General features: G+C 69.8%; 16 protein-coding genes and 1 pseudogene. 11 read left to right on the forward strand and 6 right to left on the reverse strand.

Annotated elements, in window-relative coordinates; translation table 11 throughout:
- Positions 1 to 103 precede the first annotated feature (103 nt).
- The gene (gene frr / locus FB465_RS24000) at positions 104 to 661 is read left to right on the forward strand and encodes a ribosome recycling factor (protein WP_145793722.1); all 558 of its coding nucleotides are present in this window, start codon (positions 104 to 106) and stop codon (positions 659 to 661) included.
- Positions 662 to 744: 83 nt separating this feature from the next.
- Here the strand turns inward: frr and FB465_RS37740 are convergent.
- A pseudogene (locus FB465_RS37740) lies at positions 745 to 966 on the reverse strand (hypothetical protein); the annotation flags it as partial.
- On the opposite strand from FB465_RS37740, the gene FB465_RS24010 reads away from it, so the two are divergent.
- Both FB465_RS24010 and rlmN read left to right on the forward strand, forming a co-directional pair.
- Positions 931 to 1,854: a phosphatidate cytidylyltransferase gene (locus FB465_RS24010; protein ID WP_145793725.1), complete on the forward strand. Its 924-nt coding sequence runs from the start codon at positions 931 to 933 to the stop codon at positions 1,852 to 1,854. The pseudogene FB465_RS37740 and the gene FB465_RS24010 sit on opposite strands and share 36 nt — an antisense overlap.
- A 90-nt stretch (positions 1,855 to 1,944) precedes the next feature.
- Positions 1,945 to 3,045: a dual-specificity RNA methyltransferase RlmN gene (gene rlmN, locus FB465_RS24015; protein WP_145793728.1), complete on the forward strand. Its 1,101-nt coding sequence runs from the start codon at positions 1,945 to 1,947 to the stop codon at positions 3,043 to 3,045.
- A 132-nt stretch (positions 3,046 to 3,177) separates the two neighbouring features.
- Here the strand turns inward: rlmN and FB465_RS24020 are convergent, their stop codons facing one another.
- The 4 genes from FB465_RS24020 to FB465_RS24035 all read right to left on the reverse strand — a co-directional run bounded on the left by FB465_RS24020 (position 3,178) and on the right by FB465_RS24035 (position 7,143).
- Positions 3,178 to 4,326, reverse strand: coding sequence for a hypothetical protein (locus FB465_RS24020; RefSeq protein ID WP_145793730.1), 1,149 nt, complete (start codon positions 4,324 to 4,326; stop codon positions 3,178 to 3,180).
- 11 nt (positions 4,327 to 4,337) lie between these two features.
- Positions 4,338 to 5,075 (reverse strand): ABC transporter ATP-binding protein, encoded by a 738-nt coding sequence (locus FB465_RS24025; RefSeq protein WP_145793733.1) that lies wholly within the window; start codon positions 5,073 to 5,075, stop codon positions 4,338 to 4,340.
- A gap of 203 nt (positions 5,076 to 5,278) precedes the next feature.
- The gene (locus FB465_RS24030) at positions 5,279 to 6,673 is read right to left on the reverse strand and encodes an aspartate aminotransferase family protein (protein WP_145793735.1); all 1,395 of its coding nucleotides are present in this window, start codon (positions 6,671 to 6,673) and stop codon (positions 5,279 to 5,281) included.
- Positions 6,670 to 7,143 (reverse strand): Lrp/AsnC family transcriptional regulator, encoded by a 474-nt coding sequence (locus FB465_RS24035; protein ID WP_145793738.1) that lies wholly within the window; start codon positions 7,141 to 7,143, stop codon positions 6,670 to 6,672. Before FB465_RS24035 ends, FB465_RS24030 begins: the two co-directional genes overlap by 4 nt.
- A 262-nt stretch (positions 7,144 to 7,405) precedes the next feature.
- Here FB465_RS24035 and FB465_RS24040 point away from each other — a divergent pair, with 262 nt between their 5' ends.
- From FB465_RS24040 to FB465_RS24050, 3 genes are all read left to right on the forward strand, one after another.
- A complete protein-coding gene (locus tag FB465_RS24040; RefSeq protein WP_145793740.1) occupies positions 7,406 to 8,851 on the forward strand; it encodes a gamma-aminobutyraldehyde dehydrogenase in 1,446 nt (481 codons plus the stop codon).
- Positions 8,852 to 9,045: 194 nt separating this feature from the next.
- On the forward strand, positions 9,046 to 10,404 hold the full coding sequence (locus FB465_RS24045; RefSeq protein WP_145793743.1) for an aspartate aminotransferase family protein: 1,359 nt from the start codon (positions 9,046 to 9,048) through the stop codon (positions 10,402 to 10,404).
- Positions 10,405 to 10,466: 62 nt separating this feature from the next.
- Entirely contained in the window at positions 10,467 to 11,615 is a 1,149-nt protein-coding gene (locus FB465_RS24050) for a polyamine ABC transporter substrate-binding protein (protein WP_145793745.1), read from the forward strand.
- Positions 11,616 to 11,621: 6 nt separating this feature from the next.
- On the opposite strand, the gene FB465_RS24055 is transcribed toward FB465_RS24050, so the two are convergent.
- Entirely contained in the window at positions 11,622 to 13,277 is a 1,656-nt protein-coding gene (locus tag FB465_RS24055; RefSeq protein ID WP_145793748.1) for a PucR family transcriptional regulator, read from the reverse strand.
- A gap of 405 nt (positions 13,278 to 13,682) precedes the next feature.
- On the opposite strand from FB465_RS24055, the gene FB465_RS24060 reads away from it, so the two are divergent.
- The 5 genes from FB465_RS24060 to FB465_RS24080 are packed head-to-tail and all read left to right on the forward strand — an operon-like array spanning position 13,683 to position 19,404.
- Positions 13,683 to 15,200: a gamma-aminobutyraldehyde dehydrogenase gene (locus tag FB465_RS24060; RefSeq protein WP_145793751.1), complete on the forward strand. Its 1,518-nt coding sequence runs from the start codon at positions 13,683 to 13,685 to the stop codon at positions 15,198 to 15,200.
- A 45-nt stretch (positions 15,201 to 15,245) separates the two neighbouring features.
- On the forward strand, positions 15,246 to 16,505 hold the full coding sequence (locus tag FB465_RS24065) for a polyamine ABC transporter substrate-binding protein (protein WP_145793753.1): 1,260 nt from the start codon (positions 15,246 to 15,248) through the stop codon (positions 16,503 to 16,505).
- A 39-nt stretch (positions 16,506 to 16,544) separates the two neighbouring features.
- Complete coding sequence (locus tag FB465_RS24070; RefSeq protein WP_145793756.1) at positions 16,545 to 17,690, forward strand: ABC transporter ATP-binding protein; 1,146 nt, start codon at positions 16,545 to 16,547, stop codon at positions 17,688 to 17,690.
- Complete coding sequence (locus tag FB465_RS24075) at positions 17,687 to 18,601, forward strand: ABC transporter permease (RefSeq protein WP_145793758.1); 915 nt, start codon at positions 17,687 to 17,689, stop codon at positions 18,599 to 18,601. The genes FB465_RS24070 and FB465_RS24075 overlap by 4 nt, the downstream gene beginning before the upstream one ends.
- On the forward strand, positions 18,601 to 19,404 hold the full coding sequence (locus FB465_RS24080; protein ID WP_211785848.1) for an ABC transporter permease: 804 nt from the start codon (positions 18,601 to 18,603) through the stop codon (positions 19,402 to 19,404). The genes FB465_RS24075 and FB465_RS24080 overlap by 1 nt, the downstream gene beginning before the upstream one ends.
- Positions 19,405 to 19,459: the final 55 nt, after the last annotated feature.

Here is a 19,459-nt window from a genome sequence, read left to right on the forward strand (position 1 = left end):
CGTGACAGAAGTCAGAGCCGTGGCAGAAGTCAGCCGTGCAGCAATCAGCCGTCCGGGGCACCGGTACGGGACTACAGCAGATGAACCGGACAGGGAGCACACAGTGATCGAAGAGACTCTCCTCGAGGCCGAGGAGAAGATGGAGAAGGCCGTCGCGGTCGCCAAGGACGACTTCGCCGCCATCCGCACCGGCCGCGCGCACCCGGCGATGTTCGCCAAGATCGTCGCGGACTACTACGGCGCCCTGACGCCGATCAACCAGCTCGCCTCGTTCTCGGTGCCGGAGCCGCGCATGGCGCTCGTCACCCCGTTCGACAAGACCGCCCTGAAGAACATCGAGACCGCGATCCGCGACTCGGACCTGGGCGTCAACCCGTCGAACGACGGCTCCGTCATCCGAGTGGTGCTTCCTCAGCTGACCGAGGAGCGTCGCCGCGAGTACATCAAGCAGGCCCGCGGCAAGGGCGAGGACGCCAAGGTCTCGATCCGCTCGATCCGTCGTAAGGCCAAGGACGCCATCGACAAGCTGGTGAAGGACAAGGAGATCGGCGAGGACGACGGCCGCCGCGGCGAGAAGGAGCTCGACGACACCACGGCCCGGTACGTGGCCCAGATCGACGAGCTGCTGAAGCACAAGGAAGCCGAGCTGCTCGAGGTCTGATGAACGACGCCCCTGACGCCCCTGGCCTCCGGGGCAGAGCTCAGCACAGCACCACGCAGCACAGCACCACGCAGCACAGCACCACGCAGCACAGCACCACGCAGCACAGCACCATTCAGCACAGCACCACTCAGCAGAACAGCACCCAGCACGACACCTCGGCGCCTGCTGCTGCGGGTGACCCCGGACTCCGCACGAGCCGGCACCGAACGGGTCACTCGCAGCAGCCACCGGTGTACCGAGGGGGCACCACGGCACAGACTCAGATCATGCCGGCTGCCCAGGACACCCCGCCCGACCAGCACGGGCAGTACCCCGCAACGCCGTCCGCCTCAGGGCAGGAGACACCCGTGGCCCAGCCCGACCAGCAGCCCCGCAAGCAACGCGGCGGCCGCAACCTGCAGGCCGCGATAGGGGTCGGCGTAGGCCTCGGAGCGGTGATCGTCGCCTCGCTGTTCGTGGTGAAGGTCCTGTTCCTGGTCGTGGTGGCGGCGGCCGTGTCGGTCGGCGTCTGGGAGCTCGGCAGCCGGCTGACCGAGCGCAAGGAGATCAGGTTTCCGCTGGTCCCGCTGGTCGCCGGCGGCCTGGCCATGCTCGCGTCCGGCTACTGGGCCGGTCCGCAGTGGGCCGCCGCGGCGCTGGCCCTGACCGGGCTCGCGGTGATGGTCTGGCGGATGGGGGAGCCGCCGGAGAACTACCTGCGTGACATAACGGCCGGTATCTTCACCGCGTTCTACGTGCCGTTCCTGGCCACCTTCGTGGCACTGATGCTGGCGGCGGACGACGGTCCGCGGCGGATCCTGCTCTTCCTGATCGTCACCATCTGCAGTGACACCGGCGCGTACGCCGTCGGCTACAAGTTCGGGAAGAACAAGCTGGCCCCGACGATCAGCCCTGGCAAGACCCGCGAGGGCCTGGCCGGCGGCATCGGGCTGTCGATGCTGGCGGGTGCGCTCCTCATGGAGTACGTCATCGATGACGGCACCTGGTGGCAGGGCCTGATCCTGGGCGGTTGCGCGGCCGTCACCGCGACTCTCGGGGATCTCGCCGAGTCGATGATCAAGCGCGATCTCGGCATCAAGGACATGGGGACGCTGCTGCCCGGCCACGGCGGCATCATGGACCGGCTGGACTCGCTCCTGCCGACCGCCCCCGTGGTCTGGCTGCTGCTGACGGCCTTCGTCGGCAGCTGAGCAGCCCCGTTCCACCGCAGGCCCCCGGGCGTTCGACGCCCGGGGCTTCCGCGTCAGGACGCTTCCGCCATCTGCGACACTGGAACAACCATGCCTGCACCCGGAGAACTGACCTTTGTCGCGCCGCGCGGCGCCAAGCCCCCGCGACACCTTGCCGACCTCAGCCCCGCCGAGCGCAAGGAGGCCGTCGCCGAGCTGGGCGAGCAGCCGTTCCGCGCCAAGCAGCTGTCGAACCACTACTTCGGCCGGATGTCGAACGACCCGAGCCAGTGGACGGACATCCCGGCCGCCAGCCGCGAGAAGCTGACCGAGGCGCTGCTGCCCGAGCTGATGTCGGTGGTCCGGCACGTCTCGTGCGACGACGACACGACCCGCAAGACGCTCTGGAAGCTCTTCGACGGCACGCTGGTCGAGTCCGTGCTGATGCGTTATCCGGACCGGGTCACCATGTGCATCAGTTCGCAGGCGGGCTGCGGCATGAACTGCCCGTTCTGCGCCACCGGCCAGGCGGGGCTCACCCGTAACCTCTCCACCGCCGAGATCGTCGAGCAGATCGGTGCGGGGATGCGCGCGCTGCGGTCGGGGGAGATCCCCGGCGGCGAGGCGCGGCTGTCCAACGTCGTCTTCATGGGCATGGGCGAGCCGCTCGCCAACTTCAACCGGGTGCTGGCCGCGATCCGCCGCCTCACCGACCCGGCCCCGGACGGCTTCGGCATGTCGCAGCGCGGCATCACCGTCTCCACCGTCGGCCTGGTCCCGGCGATGAACCGTCTGGCCGACGAGGAGCTGAGCGTCCGCCTGGCGCTCTCCCTGCACGCTCCCGACGACGAGCTGCGCGACGAGCTCGTCCCGGTGAACACCCGCTGGAAGGTCGCCGAGGTCCTCGACGCGGCGTGGAACTACGCGGAGAAGTCCGGCCGCCGGATCTCCATCGAGTACGCGCTGATCAAGGACATCAACGACCAGGCCTGGCGCGCCGACCTGCTCGGCCGCCTGATCAAGAACCACCGGGTGCACGTCAATCTGATCCCGCTGAACCCGACCCCGGGCTCCAAGTGGACGGCCTCCCGCCCGGAGGACGAGCGGGAGTTCGTCCGCCGCCTGCAGGCCCACGGCGTGCCGACCACCGTCCGCGACACCCGCGGCCAGGAGATCGACGGCGCCTGCGGCCAGCTCGCGGCAGCGGGCTAGGCACCGCACAGCCAGGCAACCCATCAGGGGCGCGGGGCCCTGCTTGATCAACTGCGTGCGCGACCTCGGCACGACGCACGTGCATGGTTGATCGCGCAGTTCCCCGCGCCCCTGAAGCGGTTCCCGCAAGGGTTACCGCATCGCGCCCGCGCCCAGGGCGGCCGTCAGGCCGCCGGTCACCAGCAGGACGGTGCCGGCCGCGCCGGTCCGCAGCAGGGCGGCCCCGAACAGCAGCCGCGGTGCGGCTCCGAGCTGTAGCAGCGCGGCGGTGACGCCCCGCCGGGAGCTGCGGACCTCGGCCGCCCGGGTGATCGTGGCGGCGATCGCGCAGCCGATGATCAGCGCACCCTCGACGGCCGGCAGTGCCTCGGCCGTTCCCGGCTTGTCGGCCCAGTAGCGCACGGCTGTGAGCACCGCCGCCAGGGTCAGCGCCAGAACGGCCAGCGGTGTGCCGAGCCGTCCGGCCTCGGCCGTCAGGCCGCGTCCGGCCAGCAACCGCAGCGGGGCGGGCCGCCCGAGGGCGAGCAGCCGGCCGGTCCAGGCCAGCAGTGGTGCGGTAAGGAATGCCAGCCCGAGTGCGGCGAAGGTCCAGCCGGTCAGCGCTGCGGTGCTGGTGGCCCCGAGCCGGGCCGGCAGGTCGACGGGCCGGCCGTCCTGGGCCGCACCGGGGCGCAGCCCGTACAGCTCCAGGGCGATGCCGACGAGGACGAGTCCGGTGGGCACGGCGAGCCGCAGGGGGCCGAATCCGGCGCGCGGGGGCTGGCCGGCACGGCCGGGCAGCGCCTCGGAGACCGGGACGGCGGCGCCGGCCGAGAGCCCGGCCACCAGCGGCACCAGGGTCAACAGCGTGACGGGGGCGGCAGCCGGCAGCGGGACTCCCATGCCGAGCTCGGGGGCGAGCGAGGCGTCGGCGATGTTGTTGCGCAGCACCAGGAAGAGCAGCAGGGTCAGCGCACTGCCGACGATGCAGGCGAGCGCGATCTCCCCGGCGATCAGAGCCCTGATCCTGGTCGGACCGGCCCCGGCGGCGGTGAGTCCGGTGATCCGCTCGGGGTGTGCCGCGGGTACCGCCCGGGCGGCGACGGCGGAGAGCCAGGCGACGGCGGCGAGCGGCGGCAGACACCAGAGCAGCCGGATCAGCGAGGCCCCGGCCGGTTCGGTGAGCGCCCGTCCGAGTGCGCGGAGCAGGAATCCGGCGACCACGGCGGCGGCGGTCGCGGTGAGCAGCCAGCGGCCGAGGTCGGCGACCCGGTAGCCCCTGGCCAGACGGAGATAGAGCACCGATCTCCCTCTCAGCGGCCGGCGACGGCGTTGACGGCCGTAGCGGCGGTGCCGTGCAGAACCGGTGCGATCGGGCCGACGAGCCTCCCGTCGACCAGGGACACCGTGCGGTCCGCGTAGCGGGCGAGTTCCGGGTCGTGGGTCGCCAGCACCAGGGTGAGCTGGTGCGAGCGGGCGGCGCTGGCCAGTATCCGCAGCACCTGGTCCTGGGCCTCCCGGTGAAGGGGAGCGGTCGGGTCGTCGGCGAAGACCACGGGCGGCAGCGGCGCGAGCGCGCGGGCCACCGCGATCCGCTGCCGCTGACTCTGGACCAGTTCGGCGGGCCGGCGGGTGGCGCACTCGGACACGTCGAGGCGCTCCAGCCACTCGGCGGCGGCGGAGTAGGCGGCCTTGTGCCCGGCTCCGGCCAGCAGGAGGGGGAGGGCGACGTTCTCCCGGGCCGTCAGTTCCGGTACCAGGTGCGGCTCGGAGCCGACGAAGCCGAAGCGGTCCCGGCGCAGCCGCTCGCGTCCGGCCCGGCTCAGGGTGTGCACGGGCGAGCTGTTGAACCAGACCTCTCCCTCGTCCACCGGCAGCAGTGCGGAGAGACAGCCGAGCAGGGTGCTCTTGCCGGAGCCGCGCGGGCCGGTGATGGCGAGCACCTCGCCGTCCCGTACACCGAGGGAGACGCCGCGCAGGGCGGGAGTGCCGTGGTGGGACTTGACGATCCCTCGGGCCCACAGCACGTCGTTGTCAGGCGGGGCCGACATGAGTTCCATCCTGGTGCGTACGGGGATATGACAGTCGTCAGATTAGAACGACAGGGCCGTATCGAGGTTGCGGCACACTGGCCCATCCGGGGGCAAAATCCCGCGAATCCGGCGTGTTGGGAGCAGAAAAACACCGCAGGGCGGTCCCGGAACTCCCCTGTGAGGGGCCGGGACCGCCCTGCGGCGGAGGGTGGGACGGAACGTCAGAGCTTCGCCCACGCGTCGGTGAGGCTGGTCCGCAGGATCTGCTCGATCTCGTCGAAGGTCGACTGGTTCGAGATCAGCGGCGGGGCCAGCTGGACGACCGGGTCGCCACGGTCGTCGGCGCGGCAGTACAGGCCGTTGTCGAAGAGCGCCTTCGACAGGAAGCCGTAGAGCACGCGCTCGACCTCGTCGTCGTTGAACGACTCCTTGGTGACCTTGTCCTTCACGAGCTCGATGCCGTAGAAGAACCCGTTGCCGCGGACGTCGCCGACGATCGGCAGGTCGCGCAGCTTGTTCAGGGTGCCCAGGAACGCGGCCTCGTTGTCGAGGACGTGCTGGTTGAGGCCCTCGCGCTCGAAGATGTCGAGGTTGGCCAGCGCCACCGCGGAGGAGACCGGGTGGCCACCGAAGGTGTAGCCGTGCAGGAAGGTGTTGTCACCCTTGTAGAACGGCTCCGCCAGGCGGTCCGAGATGATCGTGGCACCGATCGGGGAGTAGCCCGAGGTCATGCCCTTGGCGCAGGTGATCATGTCGGGCTGGTAGCCGAACTTGTCGGCGCCGAACATGGTGCCCAGGCGGCCGAAGGCGCAGATGACCTCGTCCGAGACCAGCAGCACGTCGTGGCGGTCGCAGATCTCGCGCAGGCGCTGGAAGTACCCGGGCGGCGGCGGGAAGCAGCCACCGGCGTTCTGCACCGGCTCGACGAAGACGGCGGCGACGGTGTCGGCACCCTCGTTGAGGATCGCGACCTCGATCTCGTCGGCGCACCAGCGGCCGTACGCCTCGGGGTCGACCGTGCCGTCGGGACCGGCCAGGAAGGCGGGGGCGCGGTAGATGTTGGTGTTCGGCGCCTTGTGGGTGCCCGGCACCAGCGGCTCGAACGGGGCCTTCAGGCCCGGCAGGCCGGTGATGGAGAGGGCGCCCTGCGGGGTGCCGTGGTAGGCGACGGCGCGCGAGATGACCTTGTACTTGGTCGGCTTGCCGGTCAGCTTGAAGTACTGCTTGGCCAGCTTCCACGCGGTCTCGACGGCCTCGCCGCCACCGGTGGAGAAGAAGACCTTGTTCAGGTCGCCGGGCGCGTAGTGGGCCAGGCGCTCGGCCAGCTCGACGGCCTTCGGGTGGGCGTAGCTCCACACCGGGAAGAAGGCGAGCTCCTTGGCCTGCTTGGCAGCGGCCTCGGCCAGCTCCTCGCGGCCGTGGCCCGCCTGGACCACGAACAGGCCGGCGAGGCCGTCGAGGTACTTCTTGCCCTTGTCGTCCCAGACGTAGGTGCCTTCGCCCTTGACGATCGTCGGCACGGGGGAGTTCTCGTACGACGACATGCGGGTGAAGTGCATCCACAGGTGGTCGTAGGCGGTCTTGGAAAGGTCCTTCTGCGCCGGGTCGGCTGTCATCGGGTGCCCCAGGTGTAGGTCTGTTTCCGGAGCTTCAGGTAAACGAAGCTCTCGGTGCTCCGCACGCCGGGAAGCGCGCGGATGCGCTTGTTGATCATTTCGAGCAGGTGCTCGTCGTCCTCGCAGACCAGCTCGGCCAGCAGGTCGAACGAGCCTGCGGTGCAGACCACGTAGTCGACCTCGTCGAGGGCGGCCAGCGCGTCGGCGACGGGTTCGACATCGCCCTCGATCTTGATCCCCACCATCGCCTGGCGGGTGAACCCGACGGTGAGGGGATCGGTGACGGCGACGATCTGCATCACGCCTTGGTCGAGCAGCTTCTGAACCCGCTGGCGTACGGCTGCCTCCGAAAGGCCTACGGCCTTGCCGATGGCGGCGTACGGGCGGCGCCCGTCCTCCTGGAGCTGCTCGATGATCGCCTTGGAGGCGGCATCGAGGGGAACGCTCGCGTTCCGGTCGCGGTTGGCCACGACGCCACTGTGCCTGATCCACTTGCTCCGCGCAAGCCAGTGCACTGCTGATTTCGTTGCCATTTCCAAAATTGCATACGGATTACGTCGCATTCTCGGTCGAGGCCTGTCGATAACCGCAGCACCAGGGGTACCCTGGTCAGGTACACGCGCAGGCGTGCACAACCACCAGTGGACCGCGGCTCGCCGGGCCCGGCCACTCGGCGCCCGGTACCCTGGCGCCGGTCTTGCAACGTCGCAGGCCCAGACCGAGGAGAGACCCGTGAGCGAGCTTCGTACGCTGCGCAACTACATCAACGGTGAGTTCGTCGATGCGGCGGACGGCCGCACGCTGGACGTGATCGACCCGACCACCGGCCAGGTGTACGCCACCTCGCCGCTGTCCGGTCCGGCCGATGTGGACGCGGCGATGGCGTCGGCCGCCGTGGCGTTCCCGGCCTGGCGGGACGCCACCCCGAGCACCCGGCAGAAGCTGCTGCTGAAGATCGCGGACGCGGTCGAGGCGCGCGCCGAGGAGATCGTGGACGCCGAGTGTCGCAACACCGGCAAGCCGCGCGGCCTGACCCTTTCGGAGGAGATCGGCCCGATGGTCGACCAGCTCCGCTTCTTCGCCGGCGCCGCCCGCCTGCTCGAGGGCAAGGCCGCCGGTGAGTACATGGACGGGATGACCTCGATCATCCGCCGCGAGCCGGTGGGCGTCTGCGCCCAGGTCGCGCCGTGGAACTACCCGATGATGATGGCCGTCTGGAAGTTCGCCCCGGCCATCGCCGCGGGCAACACCGTGGTCCTCAAGCCCTCGGACACCACCCCGGCCTCCACCGTCCTGCTCGCCGAGATCATCGGCGGCATCCTCAAGGACCTGGAGCTGCCCGCCGGCATCTTCAACGTCGTCACCGGTGACCGCGAGACCGGCCGCCTGATGGTCGAGCACCGCACCCCCGCGATGGCCTCCATCACCGGTTCGGTGCGCGCCGGTATCCAGGTCGCCGAGTCCGCCTCCAAGGACGTCAAGCGCGTGCACCTCGAGCTGGGCGGCAAGGCCCCGGTCGTGGTCTTCGAGGACGCCGACATCGCCGAGGCCGTCGAGGGCATCTCGGTCGCCGGCTTCTTCAACGCCGGCCAGGACTGCACCGCGGCGACCCGCGTGCTGGTGCACGAGTCGATCCACGACGCGTTCGTGGAGGCCCTCGCCAAGGCCGCGGCCGACACCAAGACCGGTGGCATCGACGACGAGGACGTGCTCTACGGCCCGCTGAACAACGCCAACCAGCTCAAGCAGGTGGCCGGCTTCATCGACCGCCTCCCCTCCCACGCCAAGATCGAGGCCGGTGGCCACCAGGTCGGCGAGGTCGGCTACTTCTACGCCCCGACCGTCGTGTCCGGCCTGAAGCAGGACGACGAGATCATCCAGAACGAGGTCTTCGGCCCGGTCATCACCGTGCAGAAGTTCTCCGACGAGGAGCAGGCCGTCGAGTACGCCAACGGGGTGGAGTTCGCCCTGGCCTCCTCCGTCTGGACGAAGGACCACGCCCGGGCCATGCGGATGTCCCGCCGGCTGGACTTCGGCTGCGTCTGGATCAACACCCACATCCCGCTGGTCGCCGAGATGCCGCACGGTGGCTTCAAGAAGTCCGGCTACGGCAAGGACCTCTCCTCGTACGGCTTCGAGGACTACACCCGCGTCAAGCACGTCATGACCGCGATCTAAGGACCGTACGCAACCGGGTTCCTCCAGGGGCGCGGGGAACTGCGCGACCGAGGCACGACGTCCGTGCACGGTTGATCGCGCAGTTCCCCGCGCCCCTGCTTGTTCACCGATCTTGTCAGGGTGTCACGGCGACGCGTTGACCACGTGACAAGATGCAACTGCATGTCAGACGGCCGGTTCCCTAGGCTTGCCGCATGAGCATCCCCACCGCTGACTCAGCCGCCGGGCAGGCCGTGAAGGCCGCCGACCGCGCGCACGTCTTCCACTCGTGGTCCGCCCAGGCACTGATCGACCCCCTCGCGGTGGCCGGTGCCGAGGGCTCGTACTTCTGGGACTACGAGGGCAACCGCTACCTCGACTTCTCCTCGCAGCTGGTGAACACCAACATCGGGCACCAGCACCCGAAGGTGGTCGCCGCGATCCAGGAGCAGGCCGCGAAGCTCTGCACTCTCGCGCCCGGCTTCGCGGTGGAGTCGCGCAGCGAGGCCGCCCGGCTGATCGCCGAGCGCACCCCCGGTGACCTCGACAAGATCTTCTTCACCAACGGCGGGGCCGAGGCCGTCGAGAACGCCATCCGGATGGCCCGGCTGCACACCGGCCGGCAGAAGGTCATGTCGACCTACCGCTCGTACCACGGCGCCACCGCCAACGCGATCGCCCTGACCGGCGACCCGCGCCGCTGGGCCAACGAGACCGGCGTCTCCGGCATCGTCCACTTCTGGGGCCCGTACGCCTACCGCTCGCCGTTCCACTCGGAGAACGAGGCGCAGGAGTGCGAGCGCGCGCTGGCGCACCTCGAGGAGACGATCGCCTTCGAGGGCCCGCACACCGTCGCAGCGATCATCCTGGAGACCGTGGTCGGCACCGCAGGCATCCTGATCCCGCCGGCCGGGTACCTGGCGGGCGTCCGGGCGATCTGCGACCGCTACGGGATCGTCTTCATCCTGGATGAGGTCATGGCCGGCTTCGGCCGCACCGGTGAGTGGTTCGCCGCCGACCACTGGGGCGTCACCCCCGACCTGCTGACCTTCGCGAAGGGCGTCAACTCCGGCTATGTGCCGCTGGGCGGCGTGGCGATCAGCGCGGAGATCGCCGCAACCTTCGCCGAGCGGCCGTTCCCCGGCGGCCTGACCTACTCGGGTCACCCGCTGGCCTGCGCCTCCGCCGTGGCGACCATCAACGCGATGGCCGAGGAGGGCATCGTCGAGCACGCCAAGCACATCGGCGAGAACGTGCTCGGCCCCGGCCTGCGCGAGCTGGCGGAGCGTCACCCGTCGATCGGCGAGGTGCGCGGCCTCGGCGTCTTCTGGGCGCTCGACCTGGTGAAGAACCGTGAGACCCGCGAGCCGATGGTGCCGTACAACGCGTCCGGTGCCGCCAACGCGCCGATGGCCGAGCTGGCCGCCGCCTGCAAGCAGCGCGGCCTCTGGCCCTTCGTCAACATGAACCGCTTCCACGTGGTGCCGCCGTGCACCGTCACCGAGGAGGAGGCCAAGACCGGTCTGGCGATCCTCGACGAGGCACTGACGCTCACGGACGCGCACACCGTCTGACGACCAGCCGTCGCGGCCCCGGGCAGTGCTGCCCGGGGCCGCCCTGTGTTCGGAGAACATTCATGACCTTCACCCGTCGTAGCGTCCTGAGCGCCGCGGGCCTGCTCGGCCTGTCCGCCTGCGGCATACCCGCCGCCTACGTGCCGGACGACCGGCGCTCCGTCGCCGACCGTTCGGAACGGGACAGGGCGCTCAACTTCTCCAACTGGACGCAGTACATCGACGTCGACGAGAAGACCGGCAAGCGGCCCACCCTGGAGGAGTTCCGCCAGCGCACCGGCATCGACGTCACCTACACCGAGGACATCAACGACAACGACGAGTTCTTCGGCAAGATCAGCCCGGTGCTCGCCCAGGGCGGCGACCCGGGACGCGACCTGATGGTGGTCAGCGACTGGATGGCCGGGCGCTACGTGGCGCTCGGGTGGGTGCAGAAGCTCGACAAGGCGAACCTGCCCAACGTGACCGAGCACCTGGACCCGCAGCTCAGCCACCCCGCCTTCGACCCCGAGCGCACCCACAGCGTGCCCTGGCAGTCCGGGATCACCGGGATCGCGTACAACAGGAAGGCGCTCGGCCGGGAGATCCGGAGCACCGCCGAGCTGTGGGCCCCGGACCTCAAGGGGCGGGTCACGCTCTTCGCCGGGATGGACGAGGCACTGGGGTTGCTGATGCTGGCTCAGGGCGCGGACATCTCCGCCTTCACGGCCGACGACGCACACCGGGCCATGGACCAGGTCCAGAAGCTGGTCGACGGCAAGCACATCCGCCGCTTCACCGGCAACGACTACACCAGCGACCTGGCCTCCGGCGCGGCGATCGCCTGCCAGGCGTACTCCGGCGACGCGATCCAGCTGAAGGCGCAGAACCCCGACATCGAGTTCGTGGTGCCGGAGGAGGGGGCCGAGCTCTGGGCCGAGAGCCTTCTGGTCCCGGACCGGGCCGAGCACAAGCGCAACGCCGAGCTGCTGATCGACCACTACTACCAGCCCGAGGTGGCCGCCGAACTCGCCGCCTTCGTCCAGTACATCTGCCCGGTGCCGGCCGCCCGCGAGATCCTCGCCAAGGACCCGGAGACCGCCGCCCTCGCCGACGAGCCCCTGATCTTTCCCACCGACGAGATCCGCACCCGCCTCCACACCATGCGGGACGTCACGGCCGCCGAGCGGCCGGAGTTCCACCAGGTGTGGGGACAGGTGGCCGGCGTCTAGCCCGACTCAGCGGCGCACGGCGTCCAGCGCGAGCAGCGCGACGTGCAGGGACAGGCAGGACTCCACCTGGTCCAGGTCGACCGCCAGGATCCGCTCCACCTTGTGCAGCCGGTCGTAGAACGACGGCCGGGACAGGTGCGCGGCGTCGGCGGCTGCCGACTTGTTGCGGCCCTGCTCCAGGTAGATCCGCAGCATCTGCACCAGCTGGCTGCCGTGCTCCGCGTCGTACGCCAGCAGCGGGCCGAGTTCGCGCTCGACGTACGTCTGCAGCCGGGCGTCGTCCCGGAGCAGGTGCAGCAGACCGCGCAGCCGGACGTCCGGCAGCCGGTAGTACGCGGCCGCCCGTCCGCCCGGTGCGTCGTGCAGCGCGGCGTCGGCGACCTGGGTGGCCTCCAGCAGGGTGCGCCGGGCGTCCCGTACCGAGCCGACGGAGGAGCCGACGGCGATCACGGGCTCGGGTGCGGGTGATGCGGCGTCACGGGCACTGTCGGCGACCAGCTTGCGCAGCGCGGCGGCGAAGGCCTCCAGCGCGGCGTGCTCGTCCTGCTGGGAGCCGAGCGCGATCAGCAGGCCGACGCCCTCGTCGTCCAGCGCGCCGACCAGTGCGGAGAGCCGGCAGGTCCGGATCGCGGTGGCGGCCAGCTCGGTGAAGTCGCGCAGCCGGGCCTGGGCCTCCAGCGCGGCCGGGATGGGCCCTCGGCGCTGGCGCAGCATCACGCCGACCAGGCGTCGGCTCTCCAGCGGTACGCCCAGGGCCTGAGCCCGCAGCGCGACCTCCGACACCGTCAGGGCGTGGGTCAGGATGCCGGAGAGCAGCGTGCGGTGGGTCTGCCGCTCCAGGCTCTCGCGGTCGCGGACCACCAGGCGGTTGAGCGCCAGCGTCGCGGCGCCGCGCTCCAGCAGCATCGCGTACCGGTGCGGAGTGTCGGTGGGCAGTGGGCCGGGCTCGTCCACCAGCACCAGCCGCCCCCAGTCCTGGCCGCGAGCCCCGACCGTGGTGACCAGCCAGCCGCTGCGCGGGTCGTACCCCGTACGGCCGGGCGGGCGCACCCCTCGCGAGCGGCGTTCCCAGCTCTCCAGCAGCTCCGACTCCGGGCGGCCCGCGGTGTCGTGGGCGAGGACCTGGTGCGCCAGGTTCTCCAGCACCACCGGCGCTCCGGCCATCTGGGCCACCTGGCGGACCACCTCGCCGGGCTCGGCGCCCTCGACCGCCAGCTCGTTGAAGACCTGGTGCACCGCCTCCGAGGTGCGCAGCAGCTCCAGCTGGGCGTTGACCACCAGGGCGTGCACGGCCTCGGTGACGGCGACGAAGCGCAGCTCGCGACGGAGCACGATCAGCGGCAGTCCGCGCTGCTCGGCGGCGTGCACCAGCGCGCGTGGCAGGGTGTCGAAGTAGCGGCGCCCGAACTCGATCACCAGCCCGGCGACGCCGACCTCGTCCAGCTCCCGGACGTACCGGGCCAGCCCCTCGCGGTCCTCCGGCAGGGCGATTCCGGTGGTCAGCACCAGCTCGCCGCCCTGCAGGACCCCGGCGACGTCCGGCAGCTCGCTAACGTGGACCCAGCGCACCGGGCGTTCCAGGTGGTCGGCGCCGGCCACCACCTGGGGCAGGCCGCGCCGCATCACGTCCAGGTCGAGCACGCGGGCGACGGTGGGGAGCACGGGTGGGCCTCCTGGGGGGATCAGGCTGTCAGGTGAATCATGCATCGTGGCGACGCTCTGTTGCCCTCCTCGAAGCCTTCCACCCTGTAAGGCTTCTGCCGCCCCGGCTGTCGCAGTGACCCTTGTCACCCTCTCGGGCCAGCAGGCATCGTCAGCGGGTCAGCAGTGGCGAGAACCGGATATCACCGTCGGAATCCGTCGCGTAACCAGAAAGCAACAGCGGAATCCCTTGTGGGGTCAATCTGCGGCTGTCAGGATCGCGATCCCGGTGATCCGCCGGACGCCTGCCACGGCTGTGACCCGACCCGGGACGACCGCCGCAGTTGCGCCAATACGCCGACCGACGCGTGCAGCATGACGATCAGTCACCTCGGCAGCGGAATCACCGGCACATGGAGGAATCTGATGGACCTGACCACCTTCGGCTCAGGCGCGCAGTACATCGCGGGCCGCCTCACCGAGGGCACCGGAACGGAGCCCTTCCAGGTCGTCAACCCTGCGGACGGCAGCGTCGTCCAGGAGGTCAGGCTTGCCGCCACGGCCGACGTCGACTCCGCGGTCGCCGCCGCAAAGGCCGCCCTGCCCGAGTGGTCGGGTGTCACCCCCGGCGCCCGTTCCGAGGCCCTGCTCAGACTGGCCGGGATCCTCGCCGACCACGCCGAGGAGTTCGCCCGGGTCGAGACCGCGCAGACCGGCAAGCCGATCAAGCTCTCCACCGAGTTCGACGTGCCCGGCACCGTCGACAACACCTCGTTCTTCGCCGGTGCCGCCCGCAACCTGGAGGGCAAGGCGGCCGGTGAGTGGTCCGGCGACCACACCTCGTACGTCCGCCGAGAGGCGATCGGCGTGGTCGGTTCCATCTCCCCGTGGAACTACCCGCTGCAGATGGCCGCGTGGAAGATCCTCCCGGCCATCGCCGCCGGCAACACCATCGTGCTCAAGCCCGCCGAGCTCACCCCGCTCACCTCGCTGATGTTCGCCCGCGCCTGTACCGAGGCCGGCATCCCCGACGGCGTGGTCAACGTCGTCACCGGCGCGGGCCGCAGCGCGGGCGAGCACCTGGTCTCGCACCCCGACGTCGCGATGGTGTCCTTCACCGGCTCCACCCCCGTCGGCAAGCGGGTCGCCGAGCTCGCCACCGCGACGGTCAAGCGCACGCACCTCGAACTCGGAGGCAAGGCCCCCTTCGTGGTCTTCGACGACGCCGATCTGGACGCCGCGGTCCACGGTGCCGTCGCCGCCTCCCTGATCAACAGCGGGCAGGACTGCACCGCGGCCACCCGCGCCTACGTCCAGCGCCCGCTGTACGAGGCCTTCGTGGCCGGGGTCGCCGAGCTGTACGCGGCGATCCGCCTCGGCGACCCGATGAACCCGCAGACCGACCTCGGCCCGCTGGTCTCGTACACCCACCGGGACCGGGTGGCCGGATTCGTCGAGCGCGCCCGCGGCTACGGCGCCACGATCGTGACCGGCGGCCAGGCCCCGGCCAAGGGCCACGACGGCACCGACCTCAGCCTCGGCGCCTACTACCGGCCCACCCTGATCACCGGCGTCGCCCAGGACAGCGAGGTGGTGCAGGGCGAGATCTTCGGCCCGGTGCTGGTCGCGCTGCCCTTCGACAGCGACGACGAAGGCCTGCGGCTGGCCAACGACACCCCGTACGGCCTCGCCGCCTCCGCCTGGACCCGCGACATCCACCGCTCGCTGCGCGCGACCCGCGAGATCGCGGCCGGCTGCGTCTGGGTCAACGACCACATCCCGATCATCAGCGAGATGCCGCACGGCGGCTACAAGTCCTCCGGCTACGGCAAGGACATGTCGCAGTACTCGCTCGACGAGTACACGCAGGTCAAGCACGTCATGTTCGACACCACGGCGGTCGCCCGCAAGGACTGGCACCGCACGATCTTCGGAGACAGATAACCCCCGTCGTCTCCCCAGCCTCTTCCCCCAGGAGGGTGTCCCCGCATGGAGCTCAACGAGATCACCGACGGCCTGTCAGAGCCGGTCCGCAAGGCCTGGATACGCAGTCTGACCAACGGCCGGGCCGCCATGACCCGCAGGATGCTGCTGCGGGCCACGGCCCTCGCGGCCGGTGCGGGCAGCCTCGCCGCCTGCGGCATCCCGCCGGCCAAGAGCTCTTCCACCGGCAGCAACGACGCCCCGGCCAACTCCGCCAAGGACCTCTCCGACTCGGAGAAGGTGGTGAACTTCTCCAACTGGCCGCTCTACATCGACGTGGACGAGAAGGACAAGGAGAAGCACGGCACCCTCGACGAGTTCGCCGCCGCCACCGGCATCAAGGTCAAGTACACCGAGGACATCAACGACAACGTCGAGTTCTTCGGCAAGGTCAAGCCGCAGCTCGCGGCGGGCCAGGACACCGGCCGCGACCTGATGGTGCTCACCGACTGGATGGCCGGCCGGCTGATCCGGCTCGGCTGGGCACAGAAGCTGGACGCCGCCAACGTCACCAACGCCATCACCAACCTCGAGAGCCGCTTCCGCGCCCCCGACTGGGACCCGGGCCGCCAGTACTCCTACCCGTGGGCCGGTATCCAGGTCGTCGTCGCGTACAACAAGAAGGCCACCAAGGGGAAGGCCGTCACCAGCGTCAGCCAGCTGCTCGACGACCCCGAGCTGAAGGGTCGCGTCACCTTCCTCTCCGAGATGCGCGACACCATCGGGATGACCCTGCTCGACATGGGCAAGGACCCGGCGAAGTTCACCGCCGACGACTACAACGCCGCCATCGCGCGGCTGCAGAAGGCCGTCGACAGCAAGCAGATCCGCAAGTTCACCGGCAACGACTACGGCCAGGAGCTCTCCTCCGGCGACATCGCGGCCTGCGTGGCCTGGGGCGGCGACCTGATCCAGCTCAAGGCGGACAACCCCGACATCGAGTTCGTCATCCCCGAGGCGGGCTACGTCGCGTCCACCGACAACATGCTGATCCCGGCCAAGGCCCAGCACAAGAAGAACGCCGAGCTGCTGATCAACTTCTACTACCAGCCGAAGGCCGCGGCCGAACTGACGGCGGGCATCAACTACGTCTCCCCGGTCGTCGGTGTGAAGGACGAGCTTGCCAAGCTGGCCCCGGACGTGGCGGCCAACCCGCTGGTCATTCCCTCTCCGGAGATGGCCGCCAAGGTCCACGTCTTCCGGTCCCTGACCGAGGCCGAGGAGACGGAGTTCGAGGACAAGTTCTCCAAGCTGATCGGCGCCTGACCCCCACGACGGCATCTGAGCACCTGACAGAGAGACACCATGACTGAGCAGCAGCGCGACGCCTCGGCGTCCGGCGGAGACGTCCGCCTCACCGGTATCGGCAAGACCTACGGCGGAGTGGCCGCCGTACACCCGCTCGACCTGACCGTGCCCCAAGGCTCGTTCTTCGCCCTGCTCGGTGCCTCCGGCTGCGGTAAGACCACCACGCTCCGCATGATCGCCGGTCTGGAGGAGCCCACCAGCGGCACCGTCCTGATCGGCGGTCAGGACGTCACCGCCCTGCCCCCGTACAAGCGGCCGGTGAACACCGTCTTCCAGAGCTACGCGCTCTTCCCGCACCTCGACATCTACGAGAACGTCGCCTTCGGCCTGCGCCGCCGGGGCAAGAAGGACGTCAAGAAGCAGGTCGAGGACATGCTCGACCTCGTCGAGCTCGGCCCGTACGCCCGGCGCAAGCCGCACCAGCTCTCCGGCGGCCAGCAGCAGCGCGTCGCCGTGGCCCGCGCCCTGATCAACCACCCGCAGGTGCTGCTGCTGGACGAGCCGCTCGGCGCCCTCGACCTCAAGCTGCGCCGCCAGATGCAGCTGGAGCTCAAGCGCATCCAGACCGAGGTCGGCATCACCTTCGTCCACGTCACCCACGACCAGGAGGAGGCCATGACCATGGCCGACACCATCGCGGTGATGAACGCGGGCCGGGTCGAGCAGCTGGGCGCCCCCACCGACCTCTACGAGAACCCGGCCACCACCTTCGTCGCCAACTTCCTCGGCCAGTCCAACCTGATCCCCGCCGAGGTCACCGGCACCTCCGACGGCGACCTGCTGGTCTCCGCCTCCGGCGTACGCCTGGCGATGCCCAGGTCTCGCTGCGCGACCGACGCCAAGAAGGTCTACCTGGGCGTACGGCCCGAGAAGATCACCCTCGCGGCAGCGGGCGCAGAGATAGCCGAGGGCCGCAACCGGCTCACCGGCACCGTGATCGACTCCAGCTTCATCGGCGTCTCCACCCAGTACGTGGTGCGCTCGGAAGCCGGCCAGGAGATCGCGGTCTTCGAGCAGAACATGGACCGCGACACCCGGATAGCCCCCGGCGCCTCCGTTGTCCTGCACTGGAACCCGGCCCACTCGTTCGGCCTCGACGCCGCCCAGGCGATCGACGCCGGCACCGGGGAGGAAGCCGCATGACCGCCGTCGCCGAACCCGCGGTGGTGCCGCTCCAGGAGCCGAAACGCCGCCGCAAGCTCACCCCCTACTGGCTGCTGCTCCCCGGCATCGCCTGGCTGGTGATCTTCTTCGCGGTGCCGATGGTCTACCAGGCCTCCACCTCGCTGCAGACCGGCTCGCTGGAGCAGGGCTTCAAGCTCACCTGGCACCTCGCCACCTACTGGGACGCGCTGGTCGAGTACAAGTGGCACTTCGTCCGCTCGTTCTCCTACGCGGCCATCGCCACCGTGCTCTGCCTGGCCATCGGCTACCCGCTCGCGTACACGATCGCCTTCAAGGCGAGCAAGCGCTGGCGCAACGTCATCCTCATCCTGGTGATCGCGCCGTTCTTCACCAGCTTCCTGATCCGCACGCTGGCCTGGAAGACCATCCTCTCGGACGGTGGCCCGGTCGTCGGCGCGCTCAACACCCTGCACATCCTGAACGTCACCGACGCGCTCGGCCTGACCTCCGGCCAGCGGGTACTGGCCACGCCGCTCGCGGTGGTCTGCGGTCTGACGTACAACTTCCTGCCGTTCATGATCCTGCCGCTCTACACCTCGCTGGAGCGGATCGACCCGAGGCTGCACGAGGCGGCCGGCGACCTGTACGCGCGGCCGTTCACCGTCTTCCGCAAGGTCACCTTCCCGATCTCGCTGCCGGGTGTCGTCGCGGGCACGCTGCTCACCTTCATCCCGGCCTCCGGCGACTACATCAACGCTCAGCTGCTCGGCTCGCCGAGCGAGCAGATGGTCGGCAACGGGATCCAGAAGCAGTTCCTCAACGTCCTCGCCTACCCGACCGCGGCGGCGCTGAGCTTCATTCTGATGGCCCTGATCCTGGGCATGGTGACGGTCTACATGCGCAAGGCCGGGACGGAGGAACTCGTCTGATGTCTCGAATCCTGACGTGGGTGCGCGCGCACCTGGTGGTGCTGGCCGGCATCCTCGCCCTCGCGTACCTGATCCTGCCCAACCTGGTGGTCCTCGCCTTCTCGTTCAACAAGCCCACGGGCAAGTTCAACTACGAGTGGTCCCAGTTCTCCACCGACGCCTGGACCGACCCCTGCGGTGTGGCCGACATGTGCGGCTCGCTCTCGCTCAGCCTGCAGATCGCGCTGCTCGCCACCCTCGGAGCCACGGTGCTCGGCACCATGGTCGCCTTCGCGCTGGCGCGCTACCGCTTCCGCGGCCGGTCGGCGACCACCGCGCTGATCTTCCTGCCGATGGCCATGCCCGAGGTGGTCATGGCCGCCTCGCTGGGCACGCTCTTCCTCAACATGCGGATCCAGTTCGGCTTCCTGACCATCCTGATCGCGCACATCATGTTCTGCCTGAGCTTCGTGGTGACGGCGGTCAAGGCGCGCGTGATGAGCATGGACCCGCGGCTGGAGCAGGCGGCCCAGGACCTCTACGCCACCCCGACCCAGACCTTCCTGCGGGTCACCCTGCCGCTCGCCGCCCCCGGCATCGCAGCAGGCGCGCTGCTCAGTTTCGCGCTCTCCTTCGACGACTTCATCATCACCCAGTTCAACTCGGGCCCGACCACCGTCACCTTCCCGATGTTCGTCTGGGGCGCCTCGCAGCGCGGCATCCCGGTGCAGGTCAACGTGATCGGCACCGCGATGTTCATCGCCGCGGTGGTGCTGACCGTGGGCGGCCAGTGGATCGGAAACCGTCGAAAGGCGAGGGCCTGACAGCGTCTCTTGCCCCATTCTTTCCTTGTGGGGCTCATATCACCGTCAATGATCA

It is taken from the genome of Kitasatospora atroaurantiaca (assembly GCF_007828955.1).
Taxonomy (GTDB): Bacteria; Actinomycetota; Actinomycetes; order Streptomycetales; family Streptomycetaceae; genus Kitasatospora; species Kitasatospora atroaurantiaca.